Source organism: Leifsonia williamsii (assembly GCF_030433685.1).
Taxonomy (GTDB): domain Bacteria; phylum Actinomycetota; class Actinomycetes; order Actinomycetales; family Microbacteriaceae; genus Leifsonia; species Leifsonia williamsii.
Window position 1 is genome coordinate 2,939,520 of record NZ_JAROCF010000001.1, and the last position, 17,950, is coordinate 2,957,469.

The window sequence follows — 17,950 nt, forward strand, 5'->3', positions numbered from 1 at the left end:
TCGAACTGTTTTCGGCTACGGTCGACACTATCCGACGCCGAAGGAGCCGTGACAGAGCCGTGACCGCCATTCTTCCTCCCGCCTACCTCGCCGACACCGCGCCGGGCCGCGGCGCCCGTCTCGCGCCGCGCTCCTGGCTCCGCACCGATGCGCCGACGCTCTCGCTGAGCGGCGAGTGGGCGTTCCGCTACTCGCCGCATGCCGCGCTCCCCGACGACGTCGCCGTGCCCGGCCTCGACGACACCGGCTGGGACCGCCTCCCGGTTCCCGCCCACTGGGTGCTGCAGGGCGACGGCGCGTACGGGCGCCCGGCCTACACGAACGTGCAGTATCCCTTCCCGGTGGACCCGCCGCACGTGCCCGACGAGAATCCGACGGGCGACTACCGCCGCCGGTTCGACCTCCCCGCCGACTGGCCGGCCGGGGCGCAGGTCGCGCTGCGCTTCGACGGCGTCGAGTCGCTGTACCGCGTCTGGCTGAACGGCGAGGAGGTCGGCGTCGCCACCGGCAGCCGGCTCGCGCAGGAGTTCGACGTGACCGGACTCGTGCGGCCCGGTGAGAACCTCCTGTCGGTCCGCGTGCACCAGTGGTCGCCCGCCAGCTACCTCGAGGACCAGGACCAGTGGTGGCTGCCCGGCATCTTCCGCGACGTGACCCTGGTGGCCCGGCCGCTCGACGGGCTCGGCGACGTCTGGCTGCGCACCGGGTGGGACGCGGAGACGGGCTGGGTGGACCCCGAGATCGTCGCCGAGGAGGCCGCCTTCCCGGTGACCCTGCGCATCCCCGAGCTCGGCGTGGAGGCGGTGTGGGACTCCCCCGCCGCCGTCGCCCGCATCGAGGTGGGCCCTGCCGAGCCGTGGAGCGCGGAGTCGCCGCGCCTGTACGACGCGACCGTGGCCTCCCGCGGCGAGACCGCCTCCCTGCGCATCGGCTTCCGGACGGTCGAGATCCGCGGCGATCGGCTGCTCGTCAACGGCCGGCGGGTCGTGTTCCACGGCATGAACCGGCACGAGACGCACCCGGAGCGCGGTCGCGTCTTCGACGAGGCGCACGCCCGCGAGGACCTGGCGCTGATGAAGCGCTTCAACGTGAACGCCATCCGCACGAGCCACTATCCCCCGCACCCGCGGCTGCTGGAGCTGGCCGACGAGCTGGGGCTCTGGGTCGTGCTCGAGTGCGACCTGGAGACGCACGGCTTCGGCATGCACGACTGGGCCGGCAACCCGAGCGACGACGCCCGCTGGCGCGACGCGTACCTCGATCGCATCGAGCGGACGGTCGAGCGCGACAAGAACCACCCGAGCGTCATCGTCTGGTCGCTCGGCAACGAGGCGGGCACCGGCTCCAACCTCGCCGCGATGGCGGCCTGGGTGCACGCACGGGACCCCGAGCGACCGGTGCACTACGAGGGCGACTACACCGGCGAGTACACCGACGTGTACTCGCGCATGTACCCGTCGCTGCTGGAGACGCGCGAGATCGGCACCGACGGCTCGCTCGCCCCGCTGCTCGGCTGCTCGCCCGCGCAGGGCGCCCGCCAGCGCACCAAGCCCTTCCTCCTGTGCGAGTACGCCCACGCGATGGGCAACGGGCCCGGTGCGCTGGACCGCTACGAGGCGCTGGTCGACGAGCTGCCGCGCCTGCACGGCGGGTTCGTGTGGGAGTGGCGCGACCACGGCCTCCTGACCCGCACGGCCGACGGCACGCCGTTCTACGGCTACGGCGGCGACTTCGGCGAGGTCGTGCACGACGGCAGCTTCGTGATGGACGGCATGGTGCTGAGCTCAGGCGTCCCGACGCCGGGCCTGCACGAGTTCAAGGCTGTGGTGCAGCCGGTCCGGTTCGCGTTCGCCGGCGGTGCGCTCGTCGTGTCGAACCACCGCCACAGCGCGAGCACCGCCGATCTGCGGCTCGTCTGGCGCGTGGAGCACGACGGCCGCCCGGTGGCCGACGGCGTGCTGGAGGTGCCGGAGGTCGCCGCCGGGTCGTCGGCGACGGTCCCCGTGCCCGGCCTCCCGGTCGCCGAGACGGGCGAGACCTGGTTCACCGTGGAGGCGGTGCTCGCGGAGGACGCGTCGTGGGCGCCTGCCGGACACGTCGTGGCGACGGCGCAGCTCGACGCCGGGCGTGCGGCGTCCGCAGCAGCACCGGCGCCGGCGCCGGCGCGGGTGCGCGGGTGGCAGCCCGCGGCAGGCGACCTGAGGCTGGGAGCGGCTGAGTTCGCCGGCGGCCGCCTCGTCCGCCTCGGCGGGCGCGTGGTGAGCGGCCCGCTGCTCGAGCTCTTCCGCGCCCCCACCGACAACGACGAGGGCGGCTACAGCAACCCGGAGGGCAGCGACGCGAGCATCCCCGGCACCTCCAGCGCGCAGCTGTGGCGGGCACAGGGCCTCGACCGGCTGGTGCACCGGCTCGTCAGCGTGGAGGAGGCTCCCGGCGCCCTGCGCACCGTCACCCGGGTCTCCGCGGCCAACGCCACGGCCTCCGTCACGGTCGAGCAGGTGTGGACGCTCTCCGACGGAGAGCTGGAGCTGCGGGTCGAGATCGAGCCGTCGACCGGCTGGCCGTCGGTGTGGCCGCGCGTCGGCGTGCGCTTCGAGCTGCCCGACGACGACCGGGGGCCGGCCGTCTCCGGTGTGGAGTGGTTCGGGTTGGGCCCGCTGGAGTCGTACCCCGACAGCCTCCGCGCCGCGCAGGTCGGCCGCTACACGGCGACGGTCGACGAGCTGTCGGTGGAGTATGCGCGCCCGCAGGAGACCGGCCACCGGTCGGAGGTGCGGAGCCTCGCGCTCGGCGGGCCCGACGGCGCGGACCTGCGCTGGGACTTCCTGCCGGACGGCCGCGGCCGCCTCCCCGGCTTCACCCTGAGCCGCCACACCCCGCAGCAGATCGCCGCCGCGGGCCACCCGCACGAGCTTCCCGCCTCGACCACCACGCACCTCATCGTCGACGCCGGGCAGCACGGTGTCGGCTCGGCCGCCTGCGGCCCCGACGTCTGGCTGGAGCACGCGCTGCGTCCGGAGGCACGGACACTCAGGATGCGCCTCCGCGCCTAGCTGCAGGACAGGAGGGTCCCGACACGCCGTTCCGCGCTTCAGCGCGCGGCGTGTCGGGACCCTCCTGCGGCAGCGCCGGGGCCGTGACGATCAGCGGTTCACGGACGACATGTCCGGGTAGCGGTCGCCCACCGGCGTCGCCACGTCGTCGAGCTGCTCGATCTGCTCGGGGCTGAGCTCGAGCGCGTCGGCGGCGACGTTCTGCTCCAGGTTCGCGACCTTCGTGGTGCCCGGGATGGGCGCGATGTCGTCGCCCTTCGCGAGCAGCCACGCGAGCGCCACCTGGCCCGGCGTCGCGCCGACCTGCCGGGCGACCTCGTCGACCTGCTCCACGATGCGGATGTTCGCCTCGAGGTTGTCGCCCTCGAACCGCGGGTTGAAGCGGCGGAAGTCGTCGTCCGACAGCTGGTCGATCGAGCGGATCGAGCCGGTCAGGAACCCGCGGCCCAGCGGCGAGTACGGCACGAAGCCGATGCCCAGCTCCCGGACGGTCGGCAGCACCTCCGCCTCGGGGTCGCGCGTCCACAGCGAGTACTCGCTCTGGATGGCCGTGACCGGGTGCACCGCGTTGGCCCGGCGGATCGTCGCGGCAGCGGCCTCCGACAGGCCGTAGTGGAGGATCTTGCCCTCCTTCACCAGCTCGGCGAGGGCGCCGACGGTCTCCTCGATGGGCGTACCCGGGTCCATGCGGTGCTGGTAATACAGGTCGATGCGGTCGGTGTTCAACCGGCGCAGCGACCCCTCCACTGATCGGCGCACGTTCTCGGGCGAGCCGTCGAGGACGCGGCGCTGCGGGTCGTCGGGGTCGGGCCGCATGCCGAACTTGGTGGCGACGACCACCTCGTCGCGGTGGCCGGCGAGCGCGCGGCCCACCAGCTCCTCGTTGGTGTGCGGGCCGTAGATCTCGGCCGTGTCGAACAGGGTGACGCCGAGGTCGATGGCGCGGTGGATGGTGCGGATCGAGCCCGCTTCGTCCTGCCCCGCGCCCGTGTAGAACGCCGACATGCCCATGCAGCCCAGGCCGAGCCGCGAGACGGCGAGCTTCTCCGTACCGAGTGTGATCGTCTTCATACGGCAACCCTACGTCCGCCTCCGAGCCGGCGGTCAAGAGTGTCGGAGCCTCCTGCTAGCGTCCTCCCATGGCCCTCACGAAGTACTACGTCGCCTCGTCCATCGACGGCTTCATCGCCGACACCGACGACCGCATCGACTGGCTGCTGCAGTTCGGTTTCGAGGAGTTCGACGAGCACTATCAGACGTTCCTCTCCGGCATCGGCGCGCTGGTCATGGGCGCCCGCACCTACGAGTTCATCGTCGCCGAGCCGGGCGAGTGGCCCTACCCCGGGCTCCCGGTCTGGGTGGTCACGCACGGCAGCCCGCCTGTGCGCGAGGGCGCCGACGTCACCTTCTTCTCCGGCGACATCGAGCAGCTCGACGCCGAGGTGCGGGAGGCGGCCGGCGACCGCGACGTGTGGCTGGTCGGCGGCGGCGCGCTCGCCGGGCAGTTCGCCGACCGCGGGCTGATCGACGAGCTGCACGTCACCTACGTGCCGGTGCTGGTCGGCTCCGGCAAGCCGCTGCTGCCCGTCTCGGGCGCGAGCCGACCGCTCGTGCTCTCCAGCACGATGACCTTCCCGAGCGGCGCCGTGGAGCACGTGTACCGGTTCGCCTGACCGCGCGCACGGGCGCGCGCCGCACATCCCCCCTGCCGTCGCCGACGGTGGAGGCGGTACCGTTCGCCCATGCACCTGTTCGGTCTGAGCGGCTTCGAGTGGTTCTTCCACCGGGCGGCGAACCTCGACGTCGACAAGAACGACTTCCGGAGGTTCGACGACTTCCTCAGCGGCAAGCTCCAGGACCTGCTGCTGCGCGCGGTCGAGAACGCCGCCGCCAACGGCCATGACGCGGTGCAGCCGCAGGACCTCCCCATCACCGAGGGCCTGCAGGAGTCGATCGACGCCTTCACCACGCTCGGCGAGACGGTGTCGCGGGACGCCGTGCTCGAGGTCGTCAGCCGCGGCACGCCCCTCGACCTCCCGCTCGCCGAGGAGACGCAGGCGCTGCTCCCCGGCATCGTCGGCGGAATCGGCGTCGCCCTCGTCCGCAGCTTCCGCATCGTGGACGAGAAGCTGAAGACCCCGCAGGCGACCCACTGGGACCGCGTCACCCGGATCTTCGACCAGCTGCTCTAGCGGCCGGTGCGCGGGCGGCCGGGCGCGGCCCCTCACGCGTCCAGGTTGCGCCGGCTCAGCTCCTCCTCGGGCAGCGGGCGCGCGATGGGCACGCGGCTGCCGAGCACCTGGGCCACCAGGTCGCGCGCGATCTTCTGCGGCGTGAGACCGGCCTCCTCGAGGATCTCCTCGCGGGTGGCGTGGTCGATGAAGGCGTCGGGCAGCCCCAGCTCGTCCACAGCCGTGTCGATGCCGGCCTCGCGGAGATCCTGGCGCACGCGGGTGCCGATGCCGCCGACGCGGATGCCGTCCTCCAGCGTCACGACGATGCGGTGCTCCGCGGCGAGGTCGAGGATGCTGCGGGGCACGGGAACGACCCAGCGCGGGTCGACCACCGTGGCGCCGATGCCCTGCGCGGCGAGCCGGTCGGCGACCTTCAGCCCCAGTTCGGCCATCGGGCCGACCGTGACCAGCAGCACGTCCTTCGAGTCGCCCTCGCGCAGCACGTCCACGCCGTCCTCGAGCCGCCGGACCGCGTCGATGTCGGGCTGCACGTTGCCCTTCGGGAAGCGCAGCACGGTCGGAGCGTCGTCGACCTGCACGGCCTCCCCCAGCTCCTCCCGGAACCGGGTCCCGTCGCGCGGCGCCGCGAGCCGGATGTTCGGCACGACCTGCAGGATGGCGAGATCCCAGATGCCGTGATGGCTGGGCCCGTCGGGGCCGGTGACACCGGCGCGGTCGAGCACGAACGTCACGCCCGCCTTGTGCAGGCCCACATCCATCAGCACCTGGTCGAAGGCGCGGTTCATGAACGTGGCGTAGATCGCGACGACCGGGTGGAGGCCGCCGTACGCGAGTCCGGCGGCGCTCGTAACCGCGTGCTGCTCGGCGATGCCCACGTCGTGCACGCGGTCCGGGAACCGCTCGGCGAACTTGTGCAGACCGGTCGGCCGCAGCATCGCGGCCGTGATCCCGACGAGCTTCGGGTTCTTCTCCGCCAGGGCGACGATCTCGTCGGCGAAGACGCCGGTCCAGCTCGGCTTGGAGGAGCTGCTCACCGGCTCCCCCGTCTCCGGGTCGATCTGCCCGACGGCGTGGAACTGGTCGGCCACGTCGCGCAGGGCGGGCTCGTAGCCGCGGCCCTTCTGCGTGATGGCGTGCACGATGACGGGCGCGCCGTAGTTCTTCGCCTGGCGCAGAGCCTCCTCCATCGCCTCGATGTCGTGGCCGTGCACCGGCCCGATGTACTTGATGTCGAGGTTCGAGTACAGCGCCTCGTTGTTCGAGAACCGGCTGAGGAAGCCGTGGAGGCCGCCGCGCACACCCCGGTAGAACGAGCGACCCGGGGTGCCGAGCTTGTCGAACGCGCGGCGGCTCGTCAGGTACAGGCTGCGGTAGCCGCGCCGGGTGCGGACGGTGTTGAGGAACCGCGCCATGCCGCCGATCGTGGGCGCGTAGGAGCGGCCGTTGTCGTTGACGACGATAATCAGCCGGCGGTTGTTGTCGTCGGTGATGTTGTTGAGCGCCTCCCACGTCATCCCGCCGGTGAGGGCGCCGTCGCCCACCACGGCCACGACGTGCCGGTCGTTCTGCCCCGTCATCTCGAACGCGCGCGAGATGCCGTCCGCCCACGACAGCGACGAGGAGGCGTGCGAGCTCTCGACGATGTCGTGCTCCGACTCGGAGCGCTGCGGGTAGCCGGCGAGGCCGCCCTTCTGCCGCAGCTGCGAGAAGTCCTGGCGCCCGGTCAGCAGCTTGTGCACGTACGACTGGTGCCCGGTGTCGAACACGACGGCGTCGCGCGGGGAGTCGAAGACGCGGTGGATGGCGATCGTCGTCTCCACCACGCCGAGGTTCGGTCCCAGGTGACCGCCGGTCTTCGCGACGTTCGCCACGAGGAACGCGCGCACCTCCGCTGCCAGCCGCTCGAGCTCCCGCTCCGTGAGCCGGTCGAGGTCGCGCGGCCCGTGGATGGTCTCGAGGATGCTCATACGTTCGAGTGTAGGCTCGCCGGAATCCGAGGAGGCTCGGAACCTGTCGATTCCGAGCCTCCTCGTGCGGTGCGGCCGATCGCTCAGACCAGGCTCCGCAGCACGTACTGCAGGATGCCGCCGTTGCGGTAGTAGTCCGCCTCACCGGGCGTGTCGATGCGGACGACCGCGTCGAACTCGATGGTCTGCTTGCCGGCGGGCGAGTGCTCGCTCGGCTCGGCGACCACGTGCACGGTCTTGGGCGTGCGGCCCTCGTTCAGCTCCTCGAGGCCCGTGATCGACACGACCTCCGTGCCGTCGAGGCCCAGCGACTCCACGGTCTCACCGGCCGGGAACTGCAGCGGGACGACGCCCATGCCAATGAGGTTGGAGCGGTGGATGCGCTCGAAGCTCTCGGTGATGACGGCGCGGACGCCGAGGAGGCTGGTGCCCTTGGCCGCCCAGTCGCGCGACGAGCCGGAGCCGTACTCCTTGCCTCCGAAGATCACGAGCGGGGTGCCCTGCGCCTGGTAGTTCTGCGACGCGTCGTAGATGAACGCCTGCGGGCCGTCCGGCTGGGTGAAGTCGCGGGTGTAGCCACCCTCCACGCCGTCCAGGAGCTGGTTCTTGAGGCGGATGTTCGCGAACGTGCCGCGGATCATGACCTCGTGGTTGCCGCGGCGCGAGCCGTAGGAGTTGAAGTCCTTGCGGTCGATGCCGTGCTCGGTCAGGTAGCGGCCGGCCGGGCTGTCCGCCTTGATGGAGCCGGCGGGCGAGATGTGGTCGGTGGTGACCGAGTCGCCCAGCTTGGCCAGGACGCGCGCGCCCTGGATGTCGGTGACCGGCGTGGTCTCGAGCGTCATGCCGTCGAAGTACGGGGGCTTGCGCACGTAGGTCGACTGCTCGTCCCACTCGAACACCGAGCCGGTCGGCGTGGCGAGCGACTTCCAGCGCTCGTCGCCCTCGAAGACCGAGGCGTACTGCGTGGTGAACATGCCCTCGTTGATCGACGAGTCGATGGTCTGCTGCACCTCGGCGGCGTCGGGCCAGATGTCCTTGAGGAAGACGTCGTTGCCGTCGGAGTCCTTGCCGAGCGCGTCGACCTCGAAGTCGAAGTTCATCGAGCCGGCGAGGGCGTACGCGATGACCAGCGGCGGGCTCGCCAGGTAGTTCATCTTCACGTCGGGGTTGATGCGGCCCTCGAAGTTGCGGTTGCCCGAGAGCACCGCGGTGACGGCGAGGTCGTTCTGGTTGACCGCCTCGGAGATCTCGTCGAGCAGCGGGCCCGAGTTGCCGATGCAGGTGGTGCAGCCGTAGCCGACCGTGTAGAAGCCGAGCGCCTCGAGGTCCTGCGTGAGGCCGGCCTTCTCGTAGTAGTCGGTGACGACTTTGGAGCCGGGGGCGAGCGTGGTCTTGACCCACGGCTTGGCCTTGAGGCCCTTCTTCGCCGCGTTGCGGGCGAGGAGCCCCGCGGCGAGCATGACCGACGGGTTGGAGGTGTTGGTGCAGGAGGTGATGGCCGCGATCGCGACGGCGCCGTGGTCGAGGACGAAGTCCTCGCCCTTGTCCTTCAGCGTGACCGGGGTCGGGTTGGAGGCCGCCTTCGGTGCGTGGCTGTGGTGCGTGTGCACGTGCGTGCTGTGGTCGTCCTCGGGCTGGAGCTCGCCGGGGTCGGACGCCGGGAACGACTCCGAGATGGTCAGGTCGACCAGGTCGTGCGAGATGTCGGCGTAGTCGACGAGGTCCTTCTCGAACTGCTCCTTCGCGACGCTCAGCTCGATGCGGTCCTGCGGGCGCTTCGGGCCGGCGATCGACGGGACGACCGTCGACAGGTCGAGCTCGAGGTACTCGGAGAAGACCGGCTCGTTCGCCGGGTCGTGCCACAGGCTCTGCGCCTTCGAGTACTCCTCGACGAGCTTCACCTGCTCCTCGCTGCGGCCGGTGAGGCGCAGGTAGTCGAGGGTGACGTCGTCGATCGGGAACATGGCGGCCGTCGAGCCGAACTCGGGGCTCATGTTGCCGATGGTGGCGCGGTTGGCGAGCGGGACCTCCGCCACACCGGCGCCGTAGAACTCCACGAACTTGCCGACCACGCCGTGCTTGCGCAGCATCTGCGTGATGGTGAGCACCACGTCGGTCGCCGTCACACCGGTCGGGATGGCGCCGGTGAGCTTGAAGCCGACGACCTTGGGGATGAGCATCGACACGGGCTGGCCCAGCATGGCCGCCTCGGCCTCGATGCCGCCGACGCCCCAGCCGAGCACGCCGAGTCCGTTGACCATCGTGGTGTGGGAGTCGGTGCCGACGCAGGTGTCCGGGTAGGCGAGGAGCTCGCCGCCGACCTCGCGGGTCATGGTGACGCGGGCCAGGTACTCGATGTTGACCTGGTGCACGATGCCGGTGCCCGGCGGGACGACCTTGAAGTCGTCGAAGGCCGTCTGGCCCCAGCGCAGGAACTGGTACCGCTCGCCGTTGCGCTCGTACTCGATGTCGGTGTTGCGCTCGAGCGCGTCCGGCTGGCCGAAGAGGTCGGCGATGACGGAGTGGTCGATGACCATCTCGGCCGGCGCGAGCGGGTTGATCCGCTTGGGGTCGCCGCCGAGCGCCGACACGGCCTCGCGCATGGTGGCGAGGTCGACGATGCACGGAACACCGGTGAAGTCCTGCATGATCACGCGGGCGGGCGTGAACTGGATCTCGGTGTTCGGCTCGGCCGCCGGGTCCCAGCCGCCGAGGGCGCGGATGTGATCGGCGGTGATGTTCGCGCCGTCCTCCGTGCGGAGCAGGTTCTCGAGCAGCACCTTGAGGCTGAACGGGAGCTTCTGGTAGCCGTCGACGGTGTCGATCCCGAAGATCGTGTAGTCCTTCGACCCGACCGTCAGGGTCCTCTTGGCCCCGAATGAGTTCACAGCAGACACGATGCCCTCTCCTTCATCGGCAGGCGATGTTCACGCACGCCTTGTTCATCTTCGTCGTCCGTCGAAGCGTGTTTCCAGCAAGGCAAGCCTAAGTCCTGCTGGCCGAAATTTATCTTGACGTCAAGATAAAACTACCACGGTCAGAGGCGGTCGAACACCAGGGCGCGCCGCTTGGCGAACCGGTAGAACGCCTCCACCCCTGCCGCGCCGGCGACGCCGACGAGCACGCCCCAGGCCAGCTCCCACGACAGCGTCACGTGCATCTCGAAGAACGAGGCGGTGAACGGGATGACGCACACCAGCACGAACGCCGCGGCGACCGCGCCCAGCAGGCCGACGCGGGCGCCGGTGAGCGGGCGCGTCAGCACCGCGAGAATCCACAGCGACACCACGAACAGGGCGACCGTCGTGACGCTGCGCGCCTCGTGCAGCGGCACCGACCGGTACAGCGGGATGTACGCCACGACCGCGGTCAGCCCGGCGATGATGCCGGTGGGGATCGAGTAACGCAGCACCCGATGCAGCACGCCCGGCGTGTAGATGCGCCGGTTGGGCGCGAGCGCCAGGAAGAAGGAGGGGATGCCGATGGCGAGCGTCGACACCAGCGTGAGCTGCCGCGGCAGGAACGGGAACGGCCACAGCACGATCGCGCTCACCAGGGCGAGCAGGATGCCGTACACGGTCTTCGCCAGGAAGATGTTCGACACCCGCTCGACGTTCGCGATCACCCGGCGCCCGGAGGCGAGCACGTTCGGGAGGCGGTCGAACCGGTCGTCCAGCAGCACCAGCCGCGACACCGCCTTCGTCGCGGCCGTCGCGGACCCCATGGCGATGCCGAGGTCGGCGTCCTTCACGGCCATCGCGTCGTTGACGCCGTCACCGGTCATCGCGACCGTGCGCCCCTGCTGCTGCAGCATGCCGACCGCGGCCCGCTTCTGCTGCGGCGACACCCGGCCGAAGACGCTGGCGGTCTCCAGCGCCCGCGCGAGCTCCTCGTCGGTGGTCAGCGTGGAGGCGTCCACCGCCTCCCCCTGGAGGCCCAGCTCCTGTGCGATGGCCGCGACCGTGAGCGGGTTGTCGCCCGACATCACCACCACGCGCACCGACTCCTCGCCGAAGTAGCCGAGCGTTGCCGGCGCCTCCGCGCGCAGGGTCTCCCCCAGCACCACCAGGCACGCCGGCTCCATGCGGACGCCCGTGAGCGGCACGTGCGCTCCCTCGGGCAGGGGGTCGACCGTGCGGGCGAGCGCGAGCGTGCGACGGCCGGTCGCCGCGATCTCGGCCGCACGGGAGGCCGCGGCCGGGTGGTCGGCGAGCACGCGCTCCGGCGCGCCCAGCACCCAAGCGCTCTGCACCGGCGCACCGCCGGCGCCGTCCGACTCGATCATCACGCCGCTGTACTTCGTGGCCGAGCTGAACGGCACCCGGCGCAGCACGCGGTAGCCCTCCGCGCGGAAGCGGCTGCTCAGGATGCCCGCCGTCGCGTTGCCGGCGTCGTCCGAGCCGAACGCGGCGAGCGCGAGGTGGGCGTGCTCCTCCGGCACCGGGCCGTCGAGCGTCTCCGTCCGCTCCAGCACCAGCTCACCGGTCGTCAGCGTGCCGGTCTTGTCGAGGCACAGCACGTCGACGCGCGCGAGCACCTCCACCGCCGCCAGCTCCTGCACCAGCACCTTGCGGGCGGCGAGCTGGATGGCCGCCACCCCGAACGCCAGGCTCGTGAGCAGCACGAGCCCCTCCGGGATCATGCCGACCACGGCGGCGACCGCGTCGAGCAGCGCCCGCCGCCACCGCTCGTCCACGAACAGCTCCGAGAAGCCGCCGTACGCCAGCACGCGGCCGATCAGCGTCAGCAGGATCAGCGGGCCGAGCACCCAGGAGAGGTAGACGAGGATGCGGTTGGTCGCCTCCCGCAGCTCCGACCGGACGAGCGAGTGCCGCCGGATCTCGCCCGTCAGCCGGCCGGCGTACGAGTCGGCGCCGACCGCCGTGACAAGCGCGTACCCGGTGCCCGCGACGACGTGGGAGCCGGAGAGCAGCCGCGAGCCCTCGTCGGCGAAGATCGGCTCCGACTCACCGGTGAGCAGCGACTCGTCCACCGCGAGACCGGTGCTCTCGAGCACCTCAGCATCGGCCGGCAGCTGATCCCCCGGGCGCAGCACGAGCAGGTCGTCGAGCACCACGTCGTCCAGCGCCACGGTCACGACCTCACCGTCGCGCCGCACGCGGCTCTCGGGGGCGGCGAGCAGCGCGGCGCGGTCGAGGACGAGCTTGGCGCGCACCTCCTGCACGATGCCGATCAGCGCGTTGACCACCACGACGCCGAAGAAGAAGCCGTCGCGCAGGTCGCCCAGCAGCACGACGGCGACGAAGCACGCGGTGAGGATGCCGTTGAACAGCGTGAAGATGTTCTCGCGGAGGATGTCCGCGAGCGACCGCGACGTCGGCCGGCGTTGCGCGTTCACCCGTCCGTCGGCGCGCCGCTCGGCCACCTGCGCGCCGGCGAGCCCCTCTCTCATGCGCGCGTCGAGCATCCCCGTTACTCCCCCGGCCCCGTGCCGCTAGCCCTGAGCGGGTTTCTCACCCTGAGCGGGCTTCTGGCCGGCCGGCCCCTGGCCCGCGGCCGGTGTCTGCGGGAACTGCCCGCGCACCACGAAGTACGTGATCAGCAGCAGCGGCGCATAGAGCGGCACGCCCATCAGGAGCTTGGCGAGGCCGAGCGCGCTGGTCGCCTCGGGCGTGTGCGCGAGATAGAGCGGCACCTGGACGAGCAGCCGGGCGGCGAAGAGCAGGAACCAGAGGAAGGTGAGCGCCTGCATGACGCGGAACTTCGAGCGCACCGACCGCCAGGCCAGCCCATCGCCCATCAGGTACCCCGCGGCCAGGCCGATCAGCGGCCAGCGCACGAGGATGGAGATCAGGAGGGCCGCCCCGTACGCGACGTTGGTCCAGATCCCGAGCACGAAGTTGTCCTCGCCGCGGCCCGTGATCAGGGCGAGGATCGCGGAGGCGCCGACGCCGATCAGCCCGGCGATCGCCTGCGTCACCGGCGTCCGGCCGATCACCCGCACGACCGTGAAGACGATCGCGACGGCGACCGAGCAGCCGATCGACAGCGGGACGTTCTGGGTGAACGTGAACAGGATCAGGAAGACGAGCCCGGGCAGGATCGTCTCGAGCAGTCCGCGCACGCCGCCGAGCGCGCCGAGCAGCGCGGCGCCGGTGGGCGCGTCGGAGTCGGTCAGTTGGCCGAGGCCGGACTTGCGCGCGGCGCGGGCGAGGTTCTCGCCGATGCCCGCGGCGACGGCGTCGCCCTCGTGGGCTCCCTGCTCGGGGCGGTCGTGGTCGGTCATGCGGTGCTTCCGGCCTTAGAGAGAGGTGTACGAGTCGTTGCCGCCCGCGACCGGAGCGGCGGGCATGCGCAGCGGGATGAGGTCGCGCGGAGGCATCGGCACCGAGCCGCGCACGACGACGATGCTGCGGAAGAGGTCTTCGACGAGGGCCGCGGCCTCCGGCTTCACGGCGCCGTCACCGGCGATGACGCCGCGGAGGAACCAGCGCGGGCCGTCGACGCCGATGAAGCGGGCGACACGCGTCTCGCCGGGTGCGCCCTGCGGCGCGGCGACCGGGATCTCGGCGATCAGCTCGGGGCCGAACACCCCGTCGCGCTCGGTGATGCGACCGCCCTGCCGCTGCACCTGCTCCGCGATCTGGCCGCGGATCTCGTGCCAGAGGCCCGTGGAGCGGGGAGCGGCGAAGGGCTGGACCTGCAGCGTGGAGCCCGCGTAGTCGAGGCCGACCGCGACGACGCGCTGGGTCTCCTCCTCGACCTCCAGCCGCAGGTGGAGGCCCTCGCGTGGGAGGATCTTCACTCCGCCCAGGTCGACGTAGGGGCGGACCGGGTTGGCCTCGCTCTCGTCGAGCGGCCCCTCGGTCTCGCGGTCCTCGGGAGCCGACTTCTCGTCGGGAGCGGTCTGCTCGAGGTCGCCGTCCTGCTCCTGCTGCTCGAGCTCGGCCGGGTTCTCGGTGCTGTCGCTCACGCGTGGTCTCCTGACTGGGTGACGGTGTAGCCGGACGAGCCGAAGCCCGCTGTGCCGCGGTGGCTGTCCGGGAGGCTGTCGACGGGGATGAACCGGGCGCGCGTGACCGGCATGACGATCAGCTGGGCGATCCGGTCGCCGACGGCGATATCGTACGGCATCGACCTGTCCGTGTTGAGGACGGTCACCCGGATCTCGCCGCGGTAGCCGGCGTCGACCGTGCCGGGAGCGTTGACGATGGTGATGCCGTGCCGCATGGCGAGCCCGCTGCGCGGCACGACGAACGCGGCGTATCCCTCCGGCAGGGCGATCGAGACGCCGGTGGGCACCGTGTGCCGCTCCCCCGGGCCGAGCGTCACGGCCTCCGCCGCGCACAGATCGGCCCCGGCGTCGCCCGGGTGGGCGTAGGCGGGGACCCGCTCGGCGATGATCGGGACGTCGACGGTATCGGTCACGTGTCGAGGGTAGTGCAGAAGTCTGGTCGAATAGGGAGCATGGACCTCTACCGCGAACGGCTCTGGGCGACCCCCTGGCTCTTCATCGCCTCCCTGCTCGTCATCCCGGCCGTCATGCTCGTCTTCGCACCGATCAACTTCACGGTCGGCGTGGTCCTGGCGCTCCTCTTCTATGCGGCCATCGTGGTGGCGCTGCTCGTCTCCGCCCCCACGATCCGGGTGACCGAGGAGGAGCTGGTCGCCGGCAGCGCGCGCATCCCGCTCGGCCTGATCGGCGACCCGGCCGCCTACACCGGCGACGCGGCGACCCTGCAGCGCGGGCAGCGTCTCGACGCGCGGGCCTGGCTGCTCATCCGCGGCTGGATCAAGCCGGTCGTCAAGGTGCCGGTCACCGACCCCGACGACCCGACGCCGTACTGGCTCCTCTCAACAAGAAACCCGGACCAGCTGGTCCGGGTTCTCGGTGAGGCGCGCCCCTCCCTTTAAGAGGAGCGACATCGTCGGTGCGGTGCGTCGGCTCAGGCGGCGCACTCCACGCAGATCGGTCCGAGCTTCGTCTCGTGGTCGATCTGCGACCGGTGCTTCACCAGGAAGCAGTTCACGCAGGTGAACTCGTCAGCCTGGGGAGGCAGCACGACGACGTCGAGGTCGAGGTCCGACAGGTCGGCGCCGGGGAGCTCGTAGCCACCCGGGTTGTCCGCGTCCTCGACGTCCACGACACCGGACATCTTGTCCGGAACCCGCTCCTTGAGGGCCTCGATCGACTCGGAGTCGTCCTCGGTCTTCCGCGGTGCGTCGTAATCCGTTGCCATGCCCATCCACTTCTCGTACGTAACGGCCGATTCTCGCAATCGGCGGCCATAGTTTGCATCAATCGCCTGCGAATAGCAAAACCGTTCAGCGGGCTCTCAGTGCAGGCTCACCGTTCGACTTCCGGCACGCCCGGGCTATTCCCCGGACTCCCCCCGTTCTCGTGGCATCCTGGCCCGGTACGTACGAGCTCGGAAGGCATGCACATGCAGGATTTGAAGGTCATCGGGGTCGAGAACGGCGCGATCGTCGCCGTCGGCGACGACGGTGAGCGATTCCGCATCGCCGTCGATGAGACGCTGCAGTCGCGCATCCGTCAGGTGAGGCAGCAGGCCTCCGCCGAGGCGCCCAAGCTGTCGCCGCGGGAGGTGCAGGCGCACATCCGCGCCGGCATGTCCGCTGAGGACGTCTCCGCCGTCACGGGTGCGCCGCTGGAATACGTCCAGCGCTTCGAGGGACCGATCATCGCCGAGCGCGAGCACATCGTCGCGAGCGCCCTCAGCGTCCCTGTGCACACCGCGGTCGAGGTCGACCCGCTGGGCGAGCCGGACACGTTCGGCTCGGTCATCCGGGACCGCCTCGCCTCCCTCGGCGTCGCCGGGGAGCGCTGGGCGAGCTGGAAGGACAGCGAGACCGGCTGGATCGTCAAGCTGGAGTTCACCGCCGACGCGATCGACCACGACGCGCGCTGGTCGTACGACGCGCGCAAGCACGCGCTCGCGCCGATCAACTCGGAGGCGACCACGCTCTCGCAGGCGGGCGAGCTCCGCGGCGGCGCCCTCATCCCCCGGCTGCGCGCCGTGCTGCCGCACGAGGGCGAGCCGGACACGTCACGCTTCGACAGCGGCGCGTTCACGTTCCCCGAGCCTCCCGCCGACCTCCTCGGCCCCGAGATCACCCAGCCGCTCGAGCCGCTGCACGGCCGCGCGAGCGCCAACAACGCGATCGCCGTCTCCGCCATCAACCGGGCCGACGACGACACCCCGCGCGGCACGCAGCACACCGCCGACCTGCTGGAGGCGCTGCGCCGACGCCGGGGCGAGCGCGAGGCCGCGAGCTACGACGACCAGCCGGCCGAGCCGCCCGCGCCGTCCGTGCCCGAGCAGCGCACCGAGCCGCTGACGCCGCTGCCGTTCCGGCTGGTGGAGGAGTCGATCACCTTCATCGAGGAGACGCCGGCGCAGGCGCCCACGCGCACGCCCGCCGCCTCCACGCCCGCCGCCTCCACGCCTGCCGGTCCTGCCGACGACGCGCCGTCGGGCTCGTCGAACACCGGCCCCGCGCCGAGCAGCCGCAAGAAGGGCCGCGCCGCGATGCCGAGCTGGGACGAGATCGTGTTCGGTGCGCGCACCGACGACGACCTGGCCTAGCCGCGCCCGACGCCGTCAGGCGGCAGCACCGAACCGCAGCAGCGGGACCCGCGTCTCCTCCGGCGTGAGCGAGCCGTGCTGACCGACCATGTTGCGACCGGTGCGCTGCGGATCGCGGGAGTCGTAGTACGCGATCCGCTTGCGGGCGGCGACGAGCACGTCGCCGATCCGCGGGGCGACCTCGGGAGCGACCCCCTGGCCGAACCATCCCGCCGCGACGGCCTGTTCACGCGTGGCGACCCAGGCGCGCTCCCCCTCGGCCTCCTGCCACCGCGCGGCCACGGCCTCCGCCGCTCCCTCGCGGGTATAGAGGTGCAGGAGGCGCGGCTCGCCCGCGATGTCGGCCACACCCTCCAGCAGCTCCGGCGCGGTGTCGAAGAGCACGTGGCCCGACTCGGGGACGTCGACCACGCCGTGGTCCGCGGTCAGCAACGCCGCCCGGCCGGGGCCGAGGCCGCGCGCGAATCCGGCGACCAGGGCGTCGAGCGTCTCCAGCGCGGTGGTCCACTCCGGCGACTCCCAGCCGCGGGCGTGGGCGAGCTGGTCGAGCTCGGCGACATAGAGATAGGTGAGGCCAGGGCCGGAGGTGGCGGCCACCTCCGCGCCGATGGCGAAGCGGTCCGCCATCGTCCGCCCGCCGAGGAACTCGGCGCCGCGCAGCACCGCGGCCGTGAAACCGGAGTCGGCGTACTTCGCGAGGCCGATCGCGCGCGTCGTCACGCCCTCTGCGGCGGCGGTCTGGAAGACCGTGCGCGAGCGCTGCCAGGTGGCGGGGTCCATCCGGTCGTCCCAACCGTTCAACTGGTTGGTGAGGCGGCCGGCGGCGTCGCGGACGCGGTAGCCGACCATCCCATGCTCCCCCGGCGTCGTACCGGTCGTCAGCGTCGTGAGCGCCGCGGCCGTCGTCGTCGGGAAGCCGGCGTCGATCGTCGTCGCCTTGCCGAGCAGCGGCGCCATCGTGCGCGCGTGCCCGGCACGCGCCCGCAGCGCGGCCGCGCCGAGCCCGTCCACCACGATCACGACCACGTGCTCCAGCGGCGGCAGGTCCAGCGCGTTCCCCTCGCCCCGCAGCGCGGCCAGCGAACTCGGCAGAACCGTGGCGAGGCTCGCTCTGGTCGTGAACGCGGCCGGTAGCATGGGGGACATCCGGCCCAGTCTGTCACAGC

The 17,950-nt window shown here is 71.6% G+C and carries 14 protein-coding genes; 5 read left to right on the top strand and 9 right to left on the bottom strand.

What is annotated here, in order from left to right; genetic code table 11:
• Window positions 1-59 precede the first annotated feature (59 nt).
• The gene (locus tag P5G50_RS13890) at window positions 60-3,053 is read left to right on the top strand and encodes a glycoside hydrolase family 2 TIM barrel-domain containing protein (protein WP_435870889.1); all 2,994 of its coding nucleotides are present in this window, start codon (window positions 60-62) and stop codon (window positions 3,051-3,053) included.
• A 90-nt stretch (window positions 3,054-3,143) separates the two neighbouring features.
• Here P5G50_RS13890 and P5G50_RS13895 read toward each other — a convergent pair whose 3' ends face one another.
• The gene (locus tag P5G50_RS13895; protein ID WP_301208261.1) at window positions 3,144-4,124 is read right to left on the bottom strand and encodes an aldo/keto reductase; all 981 of its coding nucleotides are present in this window, start codon (window positions 4,122-4,124) and stop codon (window positions 3,144-3,146) included.
• A 68-nt stretch (window positions 4,125-4,192) separates the two neighbouring features.
• Between P5G50_RS13895 and P5G50_RS13900 the strand changes: the two genes are divergently transcribed.
• The gene (locus P5G50_RS13900) at window positions 4,193-4,726 is read left to right on the top strand and encodes a dihydrofolate reductase family protein (RefSeq protein WP_301208260.1); all 534 of its coding nucleotides are present in this window, start codon (window positions 4,193-4,195) and stop codon (window positions 4,724-4,726) included.
• Between the two features lie 69 nt (window positions 4,727-4,795).
• Complete coding sequence (locus tag P5G50_RS13905) at window positions 4,796-5,245, top strand: DUF1931 family protein (protein ID WP_301208259.1); 450 nt, start codon at window positions 4,796-4,798, stop codon at window positions 5,243-5,245.
• Between the two features lie 32 nt (window positions 5,246-5,277).
• Here P5G50_RS13905 and dxs read toward each other — a convergent pair whose 3' ends face one another.
• The 6 genes from dxs to dut all read right to left on the bottom strand — a co-directional run bounded on the left by dxs (window position 5,278) and on the right by dut (window position 14,604).
• Window positions 5,278-7,215: a 1-deoxy-D-xylulose-5-phosphate synthase gene (gene dxs, locus P5G50_RS13910; RefSeq protein WP_301208258.1), complete on the bottom strand. Its 1,938-nt coding sequence runs from the start codon at window positions 7,213-7,215 to the stop codon at window positions 5,278-5,280.
• Between the two features lie 83 nt (window positions 7,216-7,298).
• Window positions 7,299-10,112 carry an aconitate hydratase AcnA gene (gene acnA, locus P5G50_RS13915; protein ID WP_301208257.1) on the bottom strand — a complete coding sequence of 938 codons (2,814 nt, stop codon included), beginning with the start codon at window positions 10,110-10,112 and terminating at the stop codon, window positions 7,299-7,301.
• Between the two features lie 140 nt (window positions 10,113-10,252).
• Complete coding sequence (locus P5G50_RS13920; protein WP_301208256.1) at window positions 10,253-12,643, bottom strand: HAD-IC family P-type ATPase; 2,391 nt, start codon at window positions 12,641-12,643, stop codon at window positions 10,253-10,255.
• Window positions 12,644-12,670: 27 nt separating this feature from the next.
• Entirely contained in the window at window positions 12,671-13,462 is a 792-nt protein-coding gene (locus P5G50_RS13925; RefSeq protein WP_301208255.1) for a DUF3159 domain-containing protein, read from the bottom strand.
• A gap of 15 nt (window positions 13,463-13,477) precedes the next feature.
• On the bottom strand, window positions 13,478-14,149 hold the full coding sequence (locus tag P5G50_RS13930; protein WP_301208254.1) for a DUF3710 domain-containing protein: 672 nt from the start codon (window positions 14,147-14,149) through the stop codon (window positions 13,478-13,480).
• Window positions 14,146-14,604 carry a dUTP diphosphatase gene (dut, locus tag P5G50_RS13935; RefSeq protein ID WP_301208253.1) on the bottom strand — a complete coding sequence of 153 codons (459 nt, stop codon included), beginning with the start codon at window positions 14,602-14,604 and terminating at the stop codon, window positions 14,146-14,148. Before dut ends, P5G50_RS13930 begins: the two co-directional genes overlap by 4 nt.
• 39 nt (window positions 14,605-14,643) lie before the next feature.
• Between dut and P5G50_RS13940 the strand changes: the two genes are divergently transcribed.
• A complete protein-coding gene (locus tag P5G50_RS13940; RefSeq protein ID WP_301208252.1) occupies window positions 14,644-15,090 on the top strand; it encodes a DUF3093 domain-containing protein in 447 nt (148 codons plus the stop codon).
• A gap of 32 nt (window positions 15,091-15,122) precedes the next feature.
• Here the strand turns inward: P5G50_RS13940 and P5G50_RS13945 are convergent, their stop codons facing one another.
• Window positions 15,123-15,416, bottom strand: a complete 294-nt coding sequence (locus P5G50_RS13945; RefSeq protein WP_026307201.1) for a DUF4193 domain-containing protein — start codon at window positions 15,414-15,416, stop codon at window positions 15,123-15,125.
• Between the two features lie 204 nt (window positions 15,417-15,620).
• Between P5G50_RS13945 and sepH the strand changes: the two genes are divergently transcribed.
• A complete protein-coding gene (gene sepH, locus P5G50_RS13950; RefSeq protein ID WP_301208251.1) occupies window positions 15,621-16,784 on the top strand; it encodes a septation protein SepH in 1,164 nt (387 codons plus the stop codon).
• A 15-nt stretch (window positions 16,785-16,799) separates the two neighbouring features.
• Here the strand turns inward: sepH and P5G50_RS13955 are convergent, their stop codons facing one another.
• Entirely contained in the window at window positions 16,800-17,930 is a 1,131-nt protein-coding gene (locus P5G50_RS13955) for an alkaline phosphatase family protein (RefSeq protein ID WP_435870890.1), read from the bottom strand.
• Window positions 17,931-17,950: the final 20 nt, after the last annotated feature.